The sequence below is a fragment of the Wolbachia endosymbiont of Drosophila baimaii genome (assembly GCF_028982185.1).
Taxonomy (GTDB): domain Bacteria; phylum Pseudomonadota; class Alphaproteobacteria; order Rickettsiales; family Anaplasmataceae; genus Wolbachia; species Wolbachia pipientis.
On sequence record NZ_JAPQLE010000117.1, the window covers coordinates 1 to 17,621 of the forward strand.

Consider the following 17,621-nt stretch of genomic DNA (forward strand, 5'->3'; position numbering starts at 1 on the left):
TTCACACCTTATTTCACCGCGATTTTCAATCCATACTTCCTTTGGCTTATTTATTGATATTTCATTTACGCCTTCTTCTTGAAATATGCCTTGTAATGGCTCCAAATATGTATCAAGTGCAGCATAGTTCATTTCATTGATTTAATATTGCCTGTGAAGGAAATACTATATCTTGGTTAACAAATACTTTCAATGCGGTGCCTTGATCAACATAAATAGTTGGTTTTTTATCTGTATATCTGCCTACTATATCCCGCATATCTTTAGAAAAATCCTCGATTGATTTCCCGATTGCTTCATCATAAACAGACTTGCTTTTTCTTTGAATTTGTTCTAACAGTTGATTTACAATTTCCAGGCTTATATTTACCTCATCTTCTTCAATTCCTAGTGCTTTTGCTATTTCCTCTTTCATTATTTTTAGTAAATCTTGTCTGCTTTTGGCACTCCGAATTCTTCCGATAGCCCCAAGGCCTAATTTCCATTTGTCACTAGATATCTTCTTTTCTGGGTCAATAATGAGTTGGAGAGAAGAAAAATCTATTTCGGTTGCAGTGATAGACTTTACTGCATCTCTGACAGTTAGCGTATCAACAAGATTAGAAGCCTTTTGCCCCATAACAGCAGAACCAATCGAAACACCAGCAAGTGTCACTGAAGAGAATAACGCACTTACTATTTTGTTATCAACTATTCCTGCTATTCCTGCTCTACCAAGCTCGTCAGTACTAAGTGATGAGATTGCAATATCTATTCCATGTGGCAGAATCACTCTATTCCAGTTTATATTTACACGAGATTTAGCAACATTCGAGTCAAATGAATAACTGCCTATCAATCTTGAGCCTTTAGGTATTAAAACTGTATCACCAGTTTCTGCATAAACATCTCTACTCACCATAGCACGCAGCATTCCTTGCAGATCAGAGTTTATTGCAGTTTCAAGAACAGCATCAATAATTTTACCTTGAGTAATCATTAAACCAAGCTTTCCTACTCTGGTAGCTTTGCTCGATTGTGCTGAAGTGTCGGATAAAATAGCATCAGCAGCCTTGTTCTCTCCACTACCACCTGAAATTGTCAACATCTGTGCACTACGTCTGTCTCTAGGATAACCGCCACCCCCTATTGTAGGAAACGAGGTAGGTAAATTGCCCATAACATTACTAGAAGGAAAATTTTGCTTTGGCAAAATAGGTATATTTGACACAGGAGTTTCTTTTGGTTTCTCTTCTTCTTTTTTCATCACTTCTTCCTTTCTAATTTGTTTTATTTCTGGTATGATTAGTGGTGTAGGAAGAGGAGGTAAGGGTGGTAAGGGATCAGTTATTATTCTTTCAGGAACCATTACATTATCTGGAACTTGTTCCAACTTTCCTTTCAATTCTTGAACGTTTTGCTTTGTTTCCTCTTTTTTAATAACTTCTGAACCCTCTTTAGGAGAAGGACTAAAATAGAGATAATACACTCCACCAGCCAGAAGCACTAAAATAATGACCATCAATGCCCTATAACCTTGATTAGAGCCAACTGTTACTACCTTATTCTCTATTTCTGATTCATCTTCTGAATTGTTACGCCTTTCTTTATTCATATTGCATGTACCACAGCTAAAGTGACCTATTTATAATTTCAACTTCACCATCTTCATAACGCATAAATAGCTTTTTATGTACTCCTTTTATTATAACATAATCATCAAATAACAGCCTTTTACAAGGTTTATCCTCCCCTTCTACAAAAACCTGAGGTATTTTATTATTATTTCTAAATTTTAAATAGGTTAAATAACCATCATCAAATAACTCGATCGGAACTATATCCGCATTACCACCTTCATCAATATATGTATAATTGTACTTCGTATCATTTTCTTGTATTATTTTTTCTAGCTTGTCTGTAGTATATTGCATTTGAGTAGGTAAAGAAACCTCATCTAAATCAACATCAAATTCACCTTCTTCTTGAGGATAATAAAAACGTACTACGTAAGATATATCCTTTTCAGCAGAATAATCGTGATCCACTTTCTTAGCATCAGTATCCTGGTATTTATCGTAGTTTGGCCTTGAGATTAAATCAAAAATGTAATTTCTTTTTTTAGTTGTCGCAATAATCATGTTAGTGCGACTACTAACTTCAAATGGCATGATAAGCAATTTATTGTCATAAGGATTAATTTTCCAACTTGATGCATCACCAACAGCGATATTTTTAACTTTTTCTCCTTCCGCAAATTCAATATAAGAATAGTAACCCTGACTAAAAACCACCGTAAATACTTCATTAGGGCTATACACAAAAGTCTTTATTCTACTATCTACAGAAATAGGCTCATTATAATTAATGGATGCGTTTAAATTGCCACTGACAAGTAAAGCTAAAACTAATAATATCCTATACATATTCATCATCTACTCTATATGAAATAACTTGAAATCCTAATGGGTTAATATATCTTTGCTGATCATCCATTTCAAGCGATGCATACCTATATGACATAATAACTATCTTGTTTTTTCTTGTGGAACTTCCATCTTTCCGCGTAAATTCCACAAAAAATCTCACCTGAAGAGCATCGTTACCCAATTTTTGAATTGAGCGAATTTTAAATTCACTTTTGGTATCTGAATATAAATTAAAAAGATCATCCATATTCTGCGATCCTATATAATTTCTAAATTCATTATACACATTAGGTGAAGAAAACAACCTCACCTTTGTATAATAGTTATAATTATAATGATATGGATCAAAAACCTCCCTTGCTTTTATATATTCTGAAATAAAATAATCGTTTAGCGCTTCATCTGCAGAATACTCCTTTACTGTGACAGGATCAACCAATTGCACTATTCCTGATTTCTTGTCAATTTCTACAACAAATGGCTCAATAGTGCTACTTGTGCTAATTTTAAATATGACTAATATGCTGATAGAGATCGTTGCTAATAATATTAATGCAAATAAAAGTAGAATATTTCTTTGAGCAATAACTGTGCTGTAGCGGTTTGAATTCCAATTTATATCCTTATCTAAGGATTCAGTATTTTTTTCTCGTTTAAAAAATCTTAGCATTTTAGTATTCCTAAAAATCTTAACTTATGTTAATAAACATAGCAAATTAACAAAGTAGTTACAGCAAAAAAGCTAAAAAACTCTTAATCTATGGCCTAATTTACCAAATTTTGTCCCCATATATGAATCGTTATATTTATTACGTTCCACAATAAGTGGTAGACACTTTGTAACTCCTATACCACTACTTTCCAATTCTGACAATTTTCTATCATTGTTTGTAAGTAATTGGATTTTGTTAACGTTCAATTTCTTAAGCATTTTAGCTGCAACAGCAAAACTCCTTTCATCATCTTCAAAACCCAATGTTCTATTTGCATCAACAGTATCAAGATTATGTCCTCTTTGCATACTGTACGCTCTTAACTTATTAGTTAAACCAATGCCCCTTCCATCTTGCATCAAATACAATATAATACCACTTCCAGAGTCAGCTATCATTTGAATTGCTTGATGTAACTGACTTCTGCAATCGCATGACAAGCTATCTAACAAGTCACCCGTATAACACGAAGAATGAATTCTTACTAATGGTTCGCCATCTTTATCTGGATTGCCAATGATAATTGCATGATGTTCTCTTCCACCACTTTCGGTTCTATAAGATATGATATTTACTTCTTGAGTCTGTTTTAAAAATAATGATGTTTTGCACACTTCATATACATCCTGATTTTCTTGAAAATTATTTATGAATGACGTGTCCAGTGCAATAACGTCATTTTTCTCGCACCAATTTCGCATTTCATGATTATTCTCAAAAGTCATATCAGCCACTAACGCGTATGGCAATAATTCTGAGAACTTAAGCAAGGCAATAGCACATTCATCTATTGTCTTTGAGCATTGCAACTCTTTTATGCAATCTTCCTTTGAACAGTTTATTAAATGGAGCAGTTCATCAAAATTATTCACCAACAGACGTTTGCTGTTATGTTCTTTATTCTGAGATATGTATTTTACCTTACTTGAAGTTAAAGTAACATATACATTGCTTGATATAAGCTTGTATTGATTAAATAAATCTCTTTCTAAAGCCTCAGCAGCAGCAAACAATAGGTAATTACTTTCATCATATATTACAATTGGCCGACCGCGCCTGATTTCGCTGATAGCTCTTTCTACCTTATTGCTACTCTGATTTCCTATAAACATTTTTACCCATATTAAACGGTGATAAAAACTGGTGCGGCCGAGAAGACTTGAACTTCCAAGGCCTTATGAGCCACAGCGACCTCAACGCTGCGTGTCTACCAATTCCACCACGGCCGCACTATATTCTAGTTTTTATATAATTATTTTAAATTACTTAATCATTTTAGAATTTTTCATCTAGAGTGTCAATCTGATACTAGAATAATTTAGAAATTGTTTGTATAATTTGATTATGAATTTTGTGATTATAAATTTTAATCATTTAAGATAACCTTACTACTAATTTTTAACTTAGGTTTTTATACAAATGAATATAGCTAATATCTTTATTTTTTTAGCTCTCTCTCTTATAACTAGCTTTCATTTCGTCCATGCACAAATATTATACACATGGTCTCAAGTTATCCCAGAAAATAAACTAAGCATACGCGCAATTACGGACAAAGACATGTGTCCCATTGTTTATGTTGATGGCAAGGAAACAGAAATGCTGAATCGCAGCTCAATTAACAATGGTGATCATAACGAAACAGTTTGTGAACTGACAGTACAAACAAGTGCCAAAGACGTTAGTATTGAGGATCTACGAGTTCCTATATTACCAGAAAAGGTTAATAAAATTGCTTTTATTGGTGACACGGGCTGTAGAATAAATATGTTATTTCAGCAAGAATGTAATTCAGTAGATAGCTGGCCTTTAAAAAAAAATTTAGACTCAATTGCCCTTCATAAACCAGATTTAATTATCCATGTTGGTGATTATCATTATAGGCAAACAAAATGTAGAAATACAAAAAAGTGTGGCGATATTTATGGATATAATAAAGAAGCTTGGTACGCTGATTGGTTTGAGCCTGCAAAGGATATTTCATTACAATCCCCTTTCCTTTTTGTTCGTGGAAACCATGAGAGTTGTGATAGAGCTTATGAAGGATGGTTCAGGTATCTAGATTCATACCCCTTTTCGTCTGAAAAATGTGGAAACTTCGTTTCTAGTTGGTCCTTAGATGCTGGACCGATGAAATTTTTTATCTTCGACTCTTCATCCGGTGAGGATATTTTTACAACCCAAAGCACAATTGATGCTTTTGAGAGGCAATTTGATAAATTGATACAAAATAGTTCTGACAAGCCCATGTGGTTTTTAACTCATAAACCGCTTTGGAGATCTCCAAAAAAAGAATTTTTGACATTAAAAAGCCATGGTAATCTTACACAAATCGAAGCTTTTGGAGATAAATTTCCAAGCAATGTTACTACCATAGTTTCTGGCCACATTCATATAGCCCAGATTTTATTAATGGATAATGTTCCAGACCAAATTATAGTTGGAAACGGTGGTGCATCATTACACGCTCAAGATCAAGAATCTGTTTATCAAAATGTAGAATTTGACTATTTAAATGGTAAAAACTACTTAGCACACGAGGTTAGAAACTTTTTTGGCTTTGGCTTTGCAATACTAAATTTAGGTGATCACGAATTTACCTTCTATAATCAACACAGTAAGGAAATGTATTCTGCGAAGCTAACAGAAGATTTTAAACTTAAACGGATTAAAACTATAGTCGATTCATTTTAGGATTTGTTATTAGCTATTTTAAAAACGCTACTTAAACATTTTTTTTAATCGATTGATTTCATCAGCAAATTTTGAGTCGGTCTTTATAAAATTTTCTACTTGTTTTACTGCATGTATAACAGTAGCATGGTCTCTGCCACCAAAGTTTCTCCCAATATCTGGTAGGCTTTTTTGCGTAAATTTTTTGGCAAAATACATAGCTATTTGTCTTGGCCTTGCAAGACTGCGAAGCCTTCTATTGGATTGCATATCTGCAACCTTTATATTGAAAAACTCAGCTACTTTCTTTTGTATTTCTTCTATTGTGACTGACCTATGATTTGACCTAAGAAGATCGATTAGGGTTTCACTAGCTGATTCTACCGTCATACTTCTTCCAATTAATGAGGTATGGGTAACCTTATTTAATGCTCCTTCTAATTCCCTTATATTAGATTTTATGTTCCTTGCTAAAAACTCTAGGACATCTTTCGGAACATACATATTCATCTGCTCCACTTTTGCCTGCAATATACCAAGCCTTAATTCAAAAGTTGTTTCATTAATATCTGCCACCAACCCCCAACCGAGTCGTGATTTTATTCTTTCTTCCACTCCATCAAGATCACTAGGAGACCTATCAGCTGATATAACCAATTGTTTATTTTGGTCTATCAATGCATTGAAAGTGTGAAAAAATTCTTCTTGTGTACTATCTTTACCACTGATAAATTGCACATCATCTACCATCAATACATCTACTGATCTAAATTGCTCTTTAAATAACATAATATCTTTGCTTCGCAGCGCTGTAATATATTGGTACATGAATTTCTCTGCTGATAAATACACCACTTTTCTTTTTGCTGATGGGGAATTGACTATGTGCCAAGCTATAGCATGCATTAGATGTGTTTTACCAAGTCCCACTCCACCATATAGAAACAAAGGATTGCTGCCTAATATTGGATCTATAGATTCTGCCACACGCTTTGCCGCCGTAAATGCTAATTCATTTGGCTTTCCCACTACAAAATTATCAAAGGTGAACCTTGGATCCAGCGGCGAACCAAGATTATGATTACTTTCCTCTCTGTTTTTTAGTATAACATTAAAATTTGAATTCCTTTCCTCAATTACTTGAATATCAACAGAACGTATACTTTTATCTTCGCTTTGCCATAATGATAATATTTTTTTCATGTAATGAACTGTAATCCACTCTTTTATAAACCTTGTTGATACGGATAAAAGAACTTCCCCATTTCTGCTACTGACAAATTTTAGTGAACTCAGCCAGCTATTATATGTTGCTTCTCCATAAAGATTATAAAGACAATTTTGGATTTTTTCCCAAGTAACATTGTGATCCGTTACTGTAATAATCTGATCAAAAAACATAGTAGAAACCTTAGGGCTAGTTAAGTTCATATACCACACCAAGAAAAAAGCAATAATTAGAAAAATATAAGATAATCAATAGCTTACTGCAAAATGAAAAGCTAATACTACTTAATACATACTAAAAATTATGGTGATTTTTTGATGGGTTGTAAAGGGTATAAAAACATTAAAATTGATCATTTTTATTTCAAAAAAATGAAAAATTTGTAAATGTCGCTTGTATCGAGGATTAGAAGCATGCTATTAAAAGCAGTAATACATTATGTATAAATAAGATGTTAAATTTACTGGCAAATAAGTAAAGTATTCATATAAATATAGCTAACCTAATATAGATTTACTGAAGCAAATTTATGATTATATTAAGTGATTTGAGTTGTTATGCTGTATTCGGTATTGAACTAGAGTTTTACATTGAAGGAATAGAAAAAGAATACTTATTTCTGAATAGCATCAAAAATAAAATAGCATCTCTTGAATTTTCTTGCGAGAAGGAGAATTCTACACATCAGTATGAGATAAAAAGTGGTTGTTATACGAACTCCGACAATTTAATTAAGCATTTTGAGTTAGCAAAACAATCACTTACTGAAACAGCACAAAAACTAGGTGGGAATATTTCTTTTAAAGCAAAGCCCTATTTGGATAGAGCAGGCAGTGCATTAAATGTGCATGTTAATCTCGTGAATTCAAATAACGATAACTTATTTTATATCAATAAGCAAAAGTACAGTGACTATCTGATTCACAGTATTGGTGGATTATGTGCAATGATGAAAAAACATATGTTGTTTTTCGCTCCAAATGATGATTCATATTTAAGATTTCAGTACCCGGATATTTATACTCCAACTACGATTAGTTGGGGAGTAAATAACAGAACTGCTGCGATAAGAATTCCCTATTTTGGCAACGATTCCAAAAGATGCCGCCTAGAGCACCGTGTTCCTGGAGCAGATTGTAACCTTGAAAAAGTACTCACAGCAATAATTGAAGGTATAGTTTTTGGTATAGAGAACAAAATTGCTCCGCCAAATAGAGTGTATGGCATTGCATCTGATCCTCAATATAAGATGGAGAGTTTGATATAGCAACTACATCTAAAACCCTAACCCGTTAAATGGCTGTTGGATAATTGGCTGTTTTAGCACTTCCCTCACATCATTATTTACATTCCCGCACTGTAATAGCCACTCTGCAGGAGATAGTTTTCTCTCAGGTTTAGATTCTATACTAATATTTGCACTTGGTCTTTCAGGAAGTGGATTACCAAGCGCATCCATGTGTTTAGGTAAAGGTTCCATAACAATATTTGTAGCACTAGAAACGGAATGACTATCTTTAGTATCAGCGCTTTTAGAAAGTGAATTACCTTTGAAATCCATATGTTTAGGTAGTCCATTTTTCATTTCTTCTTCTGCTCTTTTATTTTTTAATTCTTCTTCTAGCTCAGTTTCAGTTCTTTTTGGTTCTTTTACGGTATCTTTTTCTTCACCTTCATCAACACTGCTATACCCTTCATCTTCTGAAACTTTATCTCCTGAAACACGAGTAATTTCAGCTTTAGTTCTTATTTTATGAATCAGCGAAAGTAATAAGTAAGTAACTGCAGCAGCAGAAACGATAATGGCTATCTTTGCGGCAATGTGGATTGCTGTTAAAAATATTAAAACTGATAAAGCTCCAGCTAATCCAGACACAATAACTTTATTTTTGCCTTTTGTTATATTTAGAATTGCCACCATAATAACCTCTCAAATACTGTTCTAGAATTATTATACAGGAATTTTCTTATACTTGCAATTTTGCGAAAATTTTAATTATTTGCGTAAAGTTTTAAAGCTATACAAGGATTAATTAATATGCAATGTATCTCGACTATAATATTGTACAAACGCACATATTCAGTTAACATTCAACATGCAGAGCTTACTCATAGAGCGAAACAGGACGGTGGTATTATTACTTATAGTAATTTTTATCTTCGGTTCATACGTTTATGTAAAAATGCCAAGGGAAAGCAATCCTGATATACAGATTCCTATAATCAGCGTGTTTGTTGGACTTCCTGGGATTTCTGCTCAAGATAGTGAAAAGCTATTAGTGCTTCCTATAGAAAATGAACTAAGATCCATCGAAGGTGTAAGAGAATTGAGAGCTTTTGCAACTAATGATGGTGCTCACATGATACTCGAATTTGGAACAGAGTATGATAATAAAGAAGTGCTCGATAATGTCCGTTCAAAGCTTTCAAACATAAAATCGAAGTTACCTGTTGAAGCGGAATCTCCGATAATCAATGAAATAAACTTGAGCTTATTTCCGATACTCAATGTCGGCTTAATTGGTAATTTGCCAGAAAGAGCCTTAACTGAAATAGCACGCAAGCTAAAGAAAGAAATAGAATCTCTGCCAAATGTTCTCAAAGTTGAAGTGGCAGGTATGCGTAAAGAAACAGTGGAAGTGATAGTTGAGCCCACAGTTCTAACAAAATATAACATTCAATCAAACGAAATATTCCAAGCTATATCAAGCAATAACAGACTAGTGGGAGCTGGGTCACTGGAAAATGATACCGGTAAATATTCGATTAAAATATCAGGGTTATTAAAAGATATAGAAGATATTATGAATATTCCTATTAGATCTCAAGGCGATGCAGTTTTGAGAATCAAAGATATAGCAAAAGTATACCCTAGGTTTGAGGATCACCAAGGATTTGCTCGCATTAATGGATTACCTAGTGTCGTGCTAGAAATTTCAAAACGTAACGGAAAAAACATAATAGACACAGTAAATCAAGTAAAATACTTAATGGATAAGGCAAAAGATCAATTACCTGAAAATTTAAAAGTGGTGTACTTAAACGACCAGTCAAAAAACGTCCGCGATGTGCTTGATGACTTGGAAAACGGCATAATATTTGCTGTGTTGTTAATATTGATCATAATGATGCTTTCTATGGGAACAAGGATTGCTATTCTTGTGGCACTCTCGATACCCGGTTCCTTTCTCATTGGGATAATAGCTCTTTACTTTATGGGTATAACCTTAAATATCGTTGTGCTCTTCAGTTTAATTATGGCTGTTGGCATGCTGGTTGATGATGCAATTGTGATCAGCGAATATGCCGATAGAAAGATGATCTGCGGAATGGACAAAGTAGAAGCTTTTTACACTTCAGTTCGTGATATGTTTTATCCGGTTCTATCATCAACGTTAACTAAATTAGCAGTGTTTTTTCCTCTATTATTCTGGCCTGATACTGTTGGTAAATTCATGCAGTACATACCAATTACAATAATTCTAACTTTGACTGGATCGCTCATTATGGCTTTGGTTTTTATACCAACACTTGGTGCAATATTTGGTAAGCCTTCGATAACTTCAAAAAAAGAAATAAAAAAAATGAGTGCTATAGAAAGTGGTGAAATAAAAAATGCTGGGCCTATAATAAGAGCTTACGTACGCATGCTAGAGAAGGTTTTGGATCATCCTAAAAAATTCGTATGTGCTACTGTATTCGTTTTGTTTTCATTTAGTGTGCTGTACTTTACTTTTGGTCCTGGAGTAAAGTTTTTTCCGAAAGTGGATTCAGATAATATTTTAATCAGTGTTAAAGCAAAAGAAAGCTTATCAGCCAAAGAACGAGATCTGATACTCAAAGAAGTGGAAGAACGCATTTTGAGCATTGAAAAAGAAATTCATGTTTCTTATGCTAGATCAGGAGCATTTTCAGACAACGTTATCGCCAGAATACAACTAGAACTTATGGATTGGCGCTTCAGGCGCAAAGCTAAGCACATACTAAATGATATAAGGAGCAGTGTGCAAGACATGAAAGGAATAATAATTAATGTTCAAGAGGAAAAGCCAGGACCGTCGGCTGACAAGCCAATACAAATCAACCTCAGCGGGAGTGCATCCAGTTTGAATTTAGCAGCAGAGAAAATTCTAGAAATTATGAACCAACCTTCATCCGGGTTTATAAATATTCAAGATAGCAGATCAGCACCTGAAATAGAGTGGAATATGAGTGTTGATAAGAGTAAGGCTACAAGCTCTGAAGTAAGTGTTGCAACCATTGGCGATTTTATAAAGATGGTTACAAATGGAGTGTTGATTGGAAAATATAGACCAAATAACACGGATGAAGAAATCGATATTGTACTCCGTTTCCCCAGAAAGGACCGCAATATGAAGACTATAGACAATCTTTTTATCAATACAGTTAATGGTCCGTATCCTATGAGCAACATAGTAAAATATGCTCCCGAAAAAAAGGTAAACAAACTAAACAGGATTGATGGATTACGTACAGTGACAATTTCCGCTGATGTGGATATAGGCTATCTTGTTAATGAAAGAGTAAAGTTCATTCAGAATTCTATTGCCCAGGATTGGGACAAGGGAGTAAAAATTGATTTTAAAGGCGACAAAGAAGATCAACAAAAATCAGGAGCATTTTTGTTAAAGGCTTTTATATTAGCGATTACACTAATGATATTGGTATTAGTGACACAGTTTAATAATGTATACCGTACATTTATCGTAATGACAGCAGTGTTTTTATCCACAACATGTGTGTTTTTTGTTTTCTTTCTTATCCAACAAGTTTTCGTAGTTGTTATGTGTGGAGTGGGGATAATTGCTTTGGCAGGAATTATAGTGAATAATAACATACTATTGCTTGATGCCTTTCATCATCAAATTAAGGTACACAAAAATGACATCAAGCGATGTGTAATAAACGCTGCAATTTCTCGCGTTAGGCCAATATTGCTTACCGTTGCAACCACAGTTCTTGGTTTAATACCGATGATTACCAGGTTAAATATCAATTTTTTTACGCTACAAATCACATATGATGCTCCATCAAGCCAGTGGTGGGTTGATATTTCAACAACCATAGCAAGTGGAATATTGGCTGCAACGGTTTTAACTTTATTCTTTACTCCTGCGTTGCTTGTTATACAAAAACATGAAAAAACTTGACTTAAATTAGCAATCATTTAACATTTAAGATAGTGTTCTTTGCCCGTTGGGGCTATAATTATAACTAATTACATTGGATTTATTTATTATGATTGCTAATCGTAAAAGCAGTGTTAAGCAGAAAAGTAACAAGAATAACATAGTTGGAAGCCTTGATGTAATAAAAACAGCAGGAGAGCTTTCACTTCAAAAAGGTTTAGATTTTGATGTTGTGATAAAGGCACTAGAAAGTGCTATAGAAGCAGTGGCTTATCAAAAATATGGTAGCAAAAGTAAAATTGTAGTTAATATAGATAGAAATACAGGCAAAGTTACTTCATACAGAAAACTAAAAGTTATTGATGATGAATCAAATGAAAAAGAGAATACTGAGTGTGAATCAATTACGCTGACACAAGCTAAATTAATAAAAGGAGATGCAAAAATTGGAGATACTGTTAGTGAATTACTCTCTCTTAACACTGATCTTGCTTCAGCAAGAATTGCCCAGCAAAAGATTGCTCAAATAATTAAAGATGAAGAGTCAAAAAAGCAATATGAGGAATTTAAAGATAAGGTGGGAGAAATAAGGTATGGTATTGTTAAACAAGTAGAATATTCAGATCTTATTATAGACATAAATGGCACTAGGGCATATCTTCCATTGCGAAATTTAACTGGTGGTGAATCATTTCGTGAAGGTGATAAGGTTAAAGCTTACATACAGACTGTTAAGCGCTCTGATGATGGACGTCAAATTATTCTTTCTAGGACTCATGAAGGCTTTTTGGAGGCATTATTAAATCAAGAAATACCAGAAATTGCTGACGGATTAGTGACAATTAAAGGTATAGCTAGAGATGCTGGTTCAAGGTCTAAGGTTGCCGTTTTCTCTCCCGACAAGAACATTGATCCAGTAGGTGCTTGTGTTGGAGTTAAGGGAGATAGAATAAAAACTATTATACACGAATTAAATGGTGAAAAAATTGACGTTATAAATTACTCCTCAGATTTGGGTCAATTTGTTATTAAAGCCATTACTCCTGCAGAAGTATCGAAGGTTATTATTGATGAAAATGAAAATTGCATAGAGTTAATAGTTGCTGAAGATCAATTGAGTTTAGCGATAGGAAAAAAGGGCCAGAATGTAAGATTAGCTTCAGAGCTTGTTGGATGGAAAATTGAGATATTAAGCACTCAGCAAGAATCAGAAAGGCGAAGTAAAGAACTTAGTCAATGTTCAGCTTTATTTGCTGAAGCTTTAAACTTAGAAGAGATTATGGGTCAGCTATTGGTAACAGAAGGTTTTTCAAGTGTAGAAGACATATCTAGCGCTTCAATTAAAGAGCTTGCTTCAATAGAGGGCTTTAATGAAGATATTGCAAACGAACTTCACAATAGAGCAAATAAGTACCTGAAAGCAGAAAATGATAGAAAAATAGAAGAGCTAAAAAGTTTAGGTATGGAGGATGATGTAATCAATTTAACTTTATCAATAGACAATAAAGTTGCTCTTAGTAAGCATGATATTAAGACTTTAGAGGACATAGCAGATTTATCAAGTTATGAGTTTTGCAGCATACTCTCTTCCTCATCCGATAGCAAAGAAGATCTAAAAGATACAGTAGATTCAATAATCATAGAAGCACGTAAAAAGCTTGGATTAATATAATAAAATAATATGAATAATGAAGATATCAGTGATAAAAAATTAACGCTCCAAGGTTTAAGCAAGCTTAAATTAGACCTCAATTTAAACTCTTCAGCTAGCCCAAGTACTGGAGCTACGGTAGTAAAAAAAAGAAGAAAAAAATCTCATGATGCAGAAGAACATAATTTATTTGACGAGAGTAAATTATGTTCTTTAACAGAGAAAGAACAAATTTTTCGCATTAATGCTGTGCAGAATGCTGCTTTGCTGAAAGAAAGAAATCAGAGAGAAGAAAAAGAGAAAACAGCAAAAGAAGACAGCAATAAAGAGATTGACGAGAAAAATGAAGCGGACGCTTTATCTAAGGAAATAAATAAGCAAGTTTTAAGTAATACCCACTTAGTTGAACCAAAAGAAGATAGTATTGACCATGAGGACAACGATAAAAAGTCTTTTAAAGTCAACAAAGATATATATTCTAAGCATTCTAAACTGGTAATTGCACAGGCAATAGATGAAAAAACTGAACAACCCCCTGTATTTAAGCAAAGGTTTGGTATAAGAGGTAGAAAGTCAAAGTTTACTAAGGGTAAAAACATATCAAGAGAAGTTATTGTACCAGACAAAATAACTATCAGGGAGTTATCTATTCGTATGGCAGAAGATAGCAAGAGTGTGCTAAAAATGTTCAAAGAAGAAGTTGGTGAGAGTTATAGAGTAGATGATCTGGTGGATCCAGATATAGCATGTGAAATAGTGAAAAAATTTAATCATACGGCCAAACGAGTGAGCGATGCCAACAAAGAAAAGGATTTATTTTTTATAGAAGGCAGAGAAAGCCTGCTTAAAAAACTTAAACCACCAATCGTCACTTTTATGGGCCACGTGGATCATGGTAAAACCTCATTGCTCGATGCATTTCGTGAATCTAATGTTGCAGAAAGAGAGTCAGGTGGCATAACTCAACACATAGGTGCTTATCAAATAACAACAAAAGATAAGCAAAAAATTACTTTCATTGATACACCAGGACATGAAGCGTTCACTGCGATGCGTGCATGTGGTGCCAATATTACTAATATAGTTGTAATAGTAGTTGCAGCTGACGATGGAATCATGAAACAAACAGTTGAAGCAATAAATCATGCAAAAGCAGCAAATGTTTCCATTATAGTTGCTATTAATAAAATTGATAAATCTGAGCTTGGTGATGTAGAAAAAATAATTAATAGTTTGCCTCAATATGATCTCATCCCTGAAGGGCTTGGTGGTGATGTTATGATTGTGCCAGTATCAGCAAAAAAGAAAACTAATTTAGATAAACTAGAAGAGACGATTTTGTTAATCGCTGAATTAATGAAGCTAGAAGCAATAGAAGATTGTCGAGCACTTGGATGGGTAATAGAATCCAAAATAGATAAAGCGAAAGGAATATCAGCCACATTGATAGTTGAGGAAGGAACGTTAAAGGTTGGTGATATATTGGTAGTTGGTACAACATACAGTAAAGTACGTAGTATGGTTAATCACCTTGGTCAAAGAGAAAAAGCAGCACTACCCTCCGCTCCAATTGAAATTACTGGTCTAAATGGTGTACCAAATGCTGGAGATAAATTTGTTGTTGTAAATTCTGAAAAGCAGGCACGTGAAATTATTGAACATAGGTTAGAGTTAATCAAGAAAAAAGAAGAAAATTTAGATGAGGATGATTTAGATATATTCAGCCGTAATAACAGTGAAATAGAAGAACTATCTGTAGTTTTAAAGTGCGATGTAACTGGTTCTATTGAAGCAATATCAAGTTCAATTGATAAACTCGGTAAAGATCAAGTGAAATTAAATATCCTACACAAAGCAGTAGGAGGGATAACAGATTCAGATGTGCTGCTTGCAGAAGCATCAAGTGCAGTAATTTTAGCTTTTAATGTAAAAGTGGACTCAAAAATAAGGGACTTGGCAAAACAAAAAGGTATAGAAATACATACTTATAACATAATATACGAGCTCATTGACGACATGAGAATGTATTTAACTAAAATGTTAAAGCCTGTTACACGAGAGGTTCGTGTTGGCTTTGCATCCGTGAGGCAAATATTTAACGTATCTAAAGCTGGTAATATCATTGGATGTTACGTAAGTGATGGAGTCATAAAAAAAGATTCTTTAATTAAGGTAGTGCGCAATAGCAAATTAGTGCATGAAGGAAAGTTAAAAGCACTACGTAGATTTAAAGATGATGTTAAAGAAGTAGGTGTAAACTTTGAATGCGGAGTATCACTAGAGGGTAATGTCGATATTAAAGTTGGAGATATTTTGGAAGCTTATCAATTAGTGCAAGAAGAAAGGGTGTTATAGTAGCTGGATATGAAAAAGGAAATTAGAAACCTAAAAATAGCATTGGTATTGCATAGAGCAATATCAAGAGTTCTAATGGAAGGTAAGGTGTTCAATAAAAATGTAGCGGTATCTGACGTAAAATTAAGTAAAGATTTGAAAAAAGCAGATGTATATATTGTGTTATCTTCATTGAATATTCAAGTAGCTGACTACTTAGATCCAGAAAAAAGACGCACTGGAGATCCTTCTGAGAATAATTGTGATATTAACACTGTTGTTAATGAAATGAACCAATCTGCATGGTCAATACGTAAATCTATACTGTGTTATGTTGATTTGCGATTTATACCTGAACTAGTTTTCAAGCCTGATTTAGCGTTCGATAATTTTGTTAATGTAAGCAAAATATTACATAATCACACTTAATTAATGTATTTCAACCATTACTTTTCATTAATGAGGTTGCACAGTTTAACAGGTTTGTGGCTTGTGCTATTTCCCAGTTTGAGCGGTATTCTTTTAGCCTCAACTTCTCTATCATATCAGGCTCTTTTTCTCCTTGTTTTGTTTACTATAGGTGCATTTTTAATGAGACCCGCAGGGTGCATAATCAATGATATCTTCGATAGAAAAATAGATGCGCACGTTGAACGAACAAAATATAGGCCACTTGCAAGTGGTGCATTAAACATAAAGCAGGCTTTAGCTTTACTTTCACTGCTACTGTCTATTGCCCTGGTAATCTTATTATTAACTAATAAAACTACACTCATACTTGGAATAATCTCAATGTGTATGATAGCTACTTACCCTTTATTAAAGCGGTATGTTTGGTGGCCACAATTGTTCTTAGGGTTTACCTTCAATATGGGATCGCTCATGGGCTCAGCAGCAATAACAAACCAGATCAGTATAGAATCCTTGCTGTTTTATATAGGATGCGTCTTTTGGACGCTTAGTTATGACACCATATACGCCCATCAAGATAAAAAAGATGATGAAAAACTCGGGATGAAATCTACCGCATTATATTTTGGTGATACAACAAAATCTTGGTTGAAAAGATTTTATTTAATATCTCTTATGACGTGGCTATATGCTGGTATCTTATCATCATTAAATAACATTTTTTATATTGCTCTACTTGCTGTAGGGTTCATATTTCACCGCCAATACAAAAATTTCAATCCTGACGATCCCAGTCAATGCATGTCCATATTTAAAAATAATTCCTACGTAGGGTTGCTTCTCTTTTTTGGCATCCTTTTAGATAGAATTATCACCTAGGTCTCAAGAGTTTTGGCTCTAATGAAGTCAATAAACTCAGGTACTCGCAGAAACGAAAATTGCTTGACACCCTTCGCCAGCCCTCTTATCATGAAACTGAAGCTATTGTATTTGCTTTCGCCAATCTGCAGATTAAAAGGTAAGGATTACTTAATGTATCGGCGTCTTATGTTC

13 protein-coding genes, 1 tRNA gene and 1 pseudogene are annotated in these 17,621 nt (G+C 33.9%); 7 read left to right on the plus strand and 8 right to left on the minus strand.

The window, feature by feature from the left end:
• The 6 genes and pseudogenes from OZD66_RS03960 to OZD66_RS03985 form a co-directional block, all read right to left on the minus strand.
• Positions 1-132 (minus strand): annotated as a pseudogene (locus OZD66_RS03960) (P-type DNA transfer ATPase VirB11); the annotation flags it as partial.
• A 1-nt stretch (position 133) separates the two neighbouring features.
• On the minus strand, positions 134-1,594 hold the full coding sequence (locus tag OZD66_RS03965; protein ID WP_182366368.1) for a TraB/TrbI/VirB10 family type IV secretion system protein: 1,461 nt from the start codon (positions 1,592-1,594) through the stop codon (positions 134-136).
• A 16-nt stretch (positions 1,595-1,610) separates the two neighbouring features.
• A complete protein-coding gene (virB9, locus tag OZD66_RS03970) occupies positions 1,611-2,411 on the minus strand; it encodes a P-type conjugative transfer protein VirB9 (RefSeq protein ID WP_182366427.1) in 801 nt (266 codons plus the stop codon).
• On the minus strand, positions 2,398-3,078 hold the full coding sequence (locus tag OZD66_RS03975; protein ID WP_182366365.1) for a VirB8 family type IV secretion system protein: 681 nt from the start codon (positions 3,076-3,078) through the stop codon (positions 2,398-2,400). The genes virB9 and OZD66_RS03975 overlap by 14 nt, the downstream gene beginning before the upstream one ends.
• Before the next feature lie 72 nt (positions 3,079-3,150).
• Positions 3,151-4,233: a GTP cyclohydrolase II gene (locus OZD66_RS03980; protein ID WP_182366362.1), complete on the minus strand. Its 1,083-nt coding sequence runs from the start codon at positions 4,231-4,233 to the stop codon at positions 3,151-3,153.
• A gap of 29 nt (positions 4,234-4,262) precedes the next feature.
• A tRNA-Leu gene (locus tag OZD66_RS03985) sits at positions 4,263-4,350 on the minus strand.
• A gap of 190 nt (positions 4,351-4,540) precedes the next feature.
• Here OZD66_RS03985 and OZD66_RS03990 point away from each other — a divergent pair.
• Positions 4,541-5,815 (plus strand): metallophosphoesterase family protein, encoded by a 1,275-nt coding sequence (locus tag OZD66_RS03990; RefSeq protein WP_182366359.1) that lies wholly within the window; start codon positions 4,541-4,543, stop codon positions 5,813-5,815.
• 27 nt (positions 5,816-5,842) lie between these two features.
• Here OZD66_RS03990 and dnaA read toward each other — a convergent pair whose 3' ends face one another.
• Complete coding sequence (gene dnaA, locus OZD66_RS03995; protein WP_182366356.1) at positions 5,843-7,225, minus strand: chromosomal replication initiator protein DnaA; 1,383 nt, start codon at positions 7,223-7,225, stop codon at positions 5,843-5,845.
• A 326-nt stretch (positions 7,226-7,551) separates the two neighbouring features.
• Between dnaA and OZD66_RS04000 the strand changes: the two genes are divergently transcribed.
• Positions 7,552-8,289 carry a type I glutamate--ammonia ligase gene (locus tag OZD66_RS04000; RefSeq protein ID WP_182366353.1) on the plus strand — a complete coding sequence of 246 codons (738 nt, stop codon included), beginning with the start codon at positions 7,552-7,554 and terminating at the stop codon, positions 8,287-8,289.
• A 9-nt stretch (positions 8,290-8,298) separates the two neighbouring features.
• Here the strand turns inward: OZD66_RS04000 and OZD66_RS04005 are convergent, their stop codons facing one another.
• The gene (locus tag OZD66_RS04005; protein WP_182366350.1) at positions 8,299-8,943 is read right to left on the minus strand and encodes a hypothetical protein; all 645 of its coding nucleotides are present in this window, start codon (positions 8,941-8,943) and stop codon (positions 8,299-8,301) included.
• A 175-nt stretch (positions 8,944-9,118) separates the two neighbouring features.
• Between OZD66_RS04005 and OZD66_RS04010 the strand changes: the two genes are divergently transcribed.
• The 5 genes from OZD66_RS04010 (at position 9,119) to ubiA (ending at position 17,447) form a co-directional block, all read left to right on the plus strand.
• Positions 9,119-12,193 (plus strand): efflux RND transporter permease subunit, encoded by a 3,075-nt coding sequence (locus OZD66_RS04010; protein ID WP_182366347.1) that lies wholly within the window; start codon positions 9,119-9,121, stop codon positions 12,191-12,193.
• A gap of 88 nt (positions 12,194-12,281) precedes the next feature.
• Positions 12,282-13,844: a transcription termination factor NusA gene (gene nusA, locus OZD66_RS04015; protein ID WP_182366345.1), complete on the plus strand. Its 1,563-nt coding sequence runs from the start codon at positions 12,282-12,284 to the stop codon at positions 13,842-13,844.
• Between the two features lie 9 nt (positions 13,845-13,853).
• Positions 13,854-16,178: a translation initiation factor IF-2 gene (gene infB / locus OZD66_RS04020; RefSeq protein WP_182366343.1), complete on the plus strand. Its 2,325-nt coding sequence runs from the start codon at positions 13,854-13,856 to the stop codon at positions 16,176-16,178.
• A 9-nt stretch (positions 16,179-16,187) separates the two neighbouring features.
• Positions 16,188-16,586, plus strand: a complete 399-nt coding sequence (locus tag OZD66_RS04025; protein ID WP_182366341.1) for a ribosome-binding factor A — start codon at positions 16,188-16,190, stop codon at positions 16,584-16,586.
• A gap of 3 nt (positions 16,587-16,589) precedes the next feature.
• Positions 16,590-17,447: a 4-hydroxybenzoate octaprenyltransferase gene (gene ubiA / locus OZD66_RS04030; protein ID WP_182366339.1), complete on the plus strand. Its 858-nt coding sequence runs from the start codon at positions 16,590-16,592 to the stop codon at positions 17,445-17,447.
• Positions 17,448-17,621 lie beyond the last annotated feature (174 nt).